This window comes from Microcystis sp. M49636_WE2 (genome assembly GCF_030065375.1).
In the GTDB taxonomy this organism is placed as follows: domain Bacteria; phylum Cyanobacteriota; class Cyanobacteriia; order Cyanobacteriales; family Microcystaceae; genus Microcystis; species Microcystis aeruginosa_C.
The window spans coordinates 1-4,708 of sequence record NZ_JASJFG010000571.1; the positions used below are offsets into that span (position 1 = coordinate 1).

The 4,708-nt window shown below is 42.9% G+C and carries 3 protein-coding genes; all 3 read left to right on the forward strand.

The features are described 5' to 3' along the window. Positions 1 to 2,486: AAA-like domain-containing protein (locus PX484_RS13190; protein WP_288104179.1), on the forward strand; the 2,486-nt coding region annotated here is incomplete at its 5' end. A gap of 175 nt (positions 2,487 to 2,661) precedes the next feature. Then, positions 2,662 to 4,341: an ArnT family glycosyltransferase gene (locus PX484_RS13195; RefSeq protein WP_287767553.1), complete on the forward strand. Its 1,680-nt coding sequence runs from the start codon at positions 2,662 to 2,664 to the stop codon at positions 4,339 to 4,341. After that, positions 4,331 to 4,630 (forward strand): hypothetical protein, encoded by a 300-nt coding sequence (locus PX484_RS13200; protein ID WP_288104181.1) that lies wholly within the window; start codon positions 4,331 to 4,333, stop codon positions 4,628 to 4,630. The genes PX484_RS13195 and PX484_RS13200 overlap by 11 nt, the downstream gene beginning before the upstream one ends. Positions 4,631 to 4,708: the final 78 nt, after the last annotated feature.

The following is a 4,708-nucleotide window of genomic DNA, read 5'->3' on the forward strand; positions in this document are numbered from 1 at the left end:
AATCCTATCTAGAAGCCATAGAAAACTACGATCTAGCCATCGCTAAAGCCAAGGAAAATGAATACATTAATGAAGAGGCACTGGCTAACGAACTAGCGGCGAAATTCTATCTCGATTGGGGTAAAGTAAAAATTGCCAAAACCTACATCAATGAAGCTGCTTATCTCTATTCTCTTTGGGGAGCAACCGCTAAAGTCAAAGATATAGAAAGCCGCTATTCTCAGTTAATGGTCAATAATTATGGTGTCAATTCCCTGACCGAAACCACGAGAACTACCACCAGAAAAAATTCAGTTAGTCATTCGGGATATCTGTTAGATTTAGCCACGATTATGAAGGCATCCCAAGCCATTTCTAGCGAGATAGTTTTAGATCAATTACTCGCCACCCTGATGAAAATTCTCATCGAAAATGCTGGGGCGCAGCTGGGCTATCTTATCCTAGAAAGTGGCGGACAACTATTGATTGAAGCCTCCGGTTCAGTGCAGGAAGACAGGGTGACAGTCTTTAAATCTAATGCCATCGAAGAACATCTTCCCGTCTCAATTATTAACTATGTAGCCCGGAGCGGTCAAACCGTTCTTAATAACGATGCCGCCCATCAGGGCAATTTTAGCAACGATCCCTATATTAAAACCCATCAAACCAAATCGCTGCTCTGTTCCCCTCTCCTCGACCAAGGACAACTGCGGGGAATTGTCTATCTAGAAAATAATCTCACCGTCGGGGCTTTTACCCAAGAAAGATTGGAAGTGCTGCAACTGCTCTCCAGCCAAGCGGCGATCGCAATTACTAACGCCAAACTCTACGCCGAAATCAAAGCCAAACAGAGACAACTAGCGCAATTTTTAGAAGCCATGCCAGTGGGGGTATTTGTCCTCGATGCTGGCAGTCAACCCTATTATGCCAATCAAACCGCCCAAGAGATTTTGGGAAAAGGGATAGTTAATATCACCACGGCTAATCAGTTGGGGGAAACCTATCAGTTATATCAAGCTGGAACCGATCGATTGTATCCCACAGAATACCATCCGATTTTCCGAGCTTTAAGGGGGGAAAAAAACACGGTGGATGATATAGAAGTTCACCAAGGAGAGAAGATTATCCCCCTAGAAGTGTATGCCACGCCTGTTTTTGACGAAAAAGGAGAAATTATCTATGCGATCACCGCTTTTACCGATATTAGCGAACGAAAACAGGCAGAAGCGGAACGGATTCGCTTTACCGAAGAATTAGCCGAGTATAGCCGCACCCTAGAACAGAAAGTGCAGGAGCGCACCCTGGAACTCAGCCAAACCCTAGAAATTCTCAAAGCCACCCAAGCAAAATTACTGTTTGAAAATGAACTGCTCAGAAGTAGCGAAGAATCTAGCACCTTTGACTACCAAGTGGGGGGCAGTTTACCCATGGATGCCCCCACCTATGTGGTCCGCGCCGCCGACCGTTATCTCTATAAGGCCCTCAAACGCGGCGATTTTTGCTATGTCCTCAATCCCCGTCAAATGGGTAAGTCTAGTTTAATGGTACGCATGATCGATCACCTCCAACACGAGGGCATCTGTTGCGCTCCCATTGATTTAACCCGCATCGGCAGTGAAAATGTCACTCCCGACCAATGGTACAAGGGGATAGCCTTCGAGTTAGGACGACGTTTTGGCCTGCTCAAAAGGGTCAATCTCAAAGCTTGGTGGCAAGAACGGGAAGATGTCTCGGCAGTACAGCGCTTGGGGGAATTTATCGAAGAAGTGTTATTGCTGGAAGTGGGGATCGTGGAAGGTTCTCCCCCGAAACCGATCGCGATTTTTATCGATGAAATTGATAGCGTTTTGGGCTTAAATTTCGCGGTTAATGACTTTTTTGCCCTGATTCGTTCCTGCTATAACCAGCGCGGTTTTAACCCGCTCTATCGGCGTTTGACCTTCGCTTTCTTCGGTGTTGTCACCCCCTCCGATTTAATTACCGACCACCAAATCACTCCTTTTAATATCGGTCATTCGATTCAATTGGAGGGTTTTAAGGAACACGAAGCCCAGCCTTTACTGCGCGGATTGGCCGAGAAATTTACTAACCCGCAAACTGTCTTAAAAGAAGTCTTTGCCTGGACAAACGGCCAACCCTTTCTGACCCAAAAACTCTGTCAGTTAATTCGCACCGCTACCTCGCCGATTCCCCCCAATGGTGAGGCCTCCTGGATTGAGGACTTGGTACAGAAGAAGATCATTGACAATTGGGAGGCTCAGGATGAACCGGAACATCTGCGGACTATTCGCGACCGGCTCCTCAACAGTCATCGCTCCCAGTTGCTCCTGAGACTCTATGAACGGATTTTAAGGGAAAAAGAGGTGATTGCCGAGGATAGCCCCCCAGAAAAAGAGTTACTTTTATCGGGGTTAGTGATCAAAGATCAAGGCCAGCTGCGGGTCCATAATCCCATCTATCAAGCAATCTTTAACCTCCATTGGCTGGGTTGCAGCTCAAATTTGTAGAAATATCCACTAAGGGGCAATTATTGGGACTTAAACGCTCAATAAAGATCAAATCGAGTATAATCGTTGCAGAGTCGGCACTTGACGTTGAGAGATCGGCGATGAAAGAGACAACCCTGGCCGTATCATAGATAAATGAAGCTTGCTTCTATTTTCCTTTCGTAAGATTAGAGCCATGAACAAAACAGATGTAATAAGTTGGAGCTATTTTAGTCATCAAAAAAAAGCTGATATTGTCAATATTTTAATAATTATTGCGATATGGACTGTGATGGTAATTGTCGTCAATCCTTTGGGTAATTTTCCTCTTAATGATGACTGGGTTTATGGACTAGCCGTAAAATCGATTCTGGAGAAAGGTGATTTCAGCTTTCCCAGTCCAGCTCATGCTAACCTATTTTTTCAAGCCTTTTGGGGAGCCTTATTTTGCCTTCCTTTTGGATTTTCATTTACCGCATTACGCTTCTCAACTTTAACCTTAGGATTAATCGGTGCGATTGGTACTTACCTGCTGCTTAGAGAAGTTAATGCCAATCAGAAAATCTCTTTGTTGGGCGCTTTGCTGGTAGTGGTTAATCCTCTATACTTTGGATTAGCTAACAGCTTTATGACCGACGTTCCTTTTCTGGCTTTAAGTATCCTATCTTTCTATTTTCTGATCAGGGGATTGAAGCGGGAATCAATAAGTGAAGTTATTCTGGGTCTTTGCTTAGTTTATGTCAATATTTTGATTCGCCAGTACGCAATAGTGATTCTTTTATCATTTGCCCTGGCATACTCGTTTAAAAAAAGATTTAAAATAAAGTTTTTGTTTGCTAGTTTTGTCATATTTTCTTCAGGGATTTTACTGCATAGATTTTATCAAAACTGGCTTTATTCTACCGGTCGCACTCGCTTAATACCAGAGAATGTGTTAAGTACACGACAATTAGATTTTCGCAACCACATTATCATGATTTCACTGATATACATAGGTTGTTTTATTTTCCCTATTATAGCGATCTTTTTCGTAAAAAAATTAAAAGAAATATCTCGCCGACAGAAAACCATAACGATCTTGATTATATCTAGCTTTTTTGTTGTCGTGATGGGTAGATTGATTTGGCGACGCCAAACTATGCCATTGATTGGAAATGTCCTAGCTTATTTTGGCTTAGGTCCTTTCACACTTCGATATCCTGATCCCTTGAAGGTAAGTTATCCACCCTATTCCCTTGGTTTAAAAATATTTTGGTTGATAATCACGGCTATGGGTGTCCTTGGGGCGCTTTTATTGCTTTACTACTTATGTTTAGCAATCATTCAAACTTTTTCAGAATCGGAAAAATGGTTAAAAGTACTAATACTTTCAGCAATATTGATATATATTTTTCTTTTTGGAGTAAGTTATCCCCTCGATCGTTACCTTTTGTTTCTTTTACCATTATTTATGGTGCTTTTAGTGATTTCAAATAATTATATTAACGAGCAAGATATTGGCCAAAAAATAACTGCTTTTGCCTTGACAATGACCTTTATTTGGGGCGGATTTACTATGGCGGCAACCCATGACTACTTAGCCTGGAATCGAACTCGGTGGCAGGCATTAAATGATTTGATGGAGCAGGGAGTTACTCCTGAATATATTAATGGTGGACACGAATTTAATAGCTGGTATTTAAACGATCCAAAATATCCGAGGAAGCGGGGTAAAAGTTACTGGTCGGTAAATCGTAATGACTACATGATTTCTTCTGGATTGCTCGAAGGTTATAAAGAAGTCAAACGCTATCCTTTTGCAAGATGGCTGCTTTTAAAGCAAGATAATGTTTTTGTTCTCCATAAGATTGCTGAAGATAAAACTAATGGGACTTAAACGCTCAATAAAGATCAAATCGAGTATAATCGCTGCCGAGTCGGCACTTGACGTTGAGAGAGCGGCGATCAAAGAGACAACCCCGGCGGCGATGCCTCCTTGCTTTGACCGATGGTGTGGGCGTTTTGACAATTGCTTCAAGAGCGATCGCTCTGTCGCTGGTAGGGTGCGTTCCCTGATGCAATCCTTGTTACTCCATCGTTTGATCATGGGGAACGCACCCTATTTAGGGGCTGCTGAAAAAGTTTTTCGTGGGGGCAGGGTGTGGGGTGTGGGGTGTGGGGTGTAGGGTTTTACCGATTTTGAGGTAGTCAGTTACCTAATTTTCAGGGAAAAAGTACCTGAATTTTACCCCCGATCCCTCCAA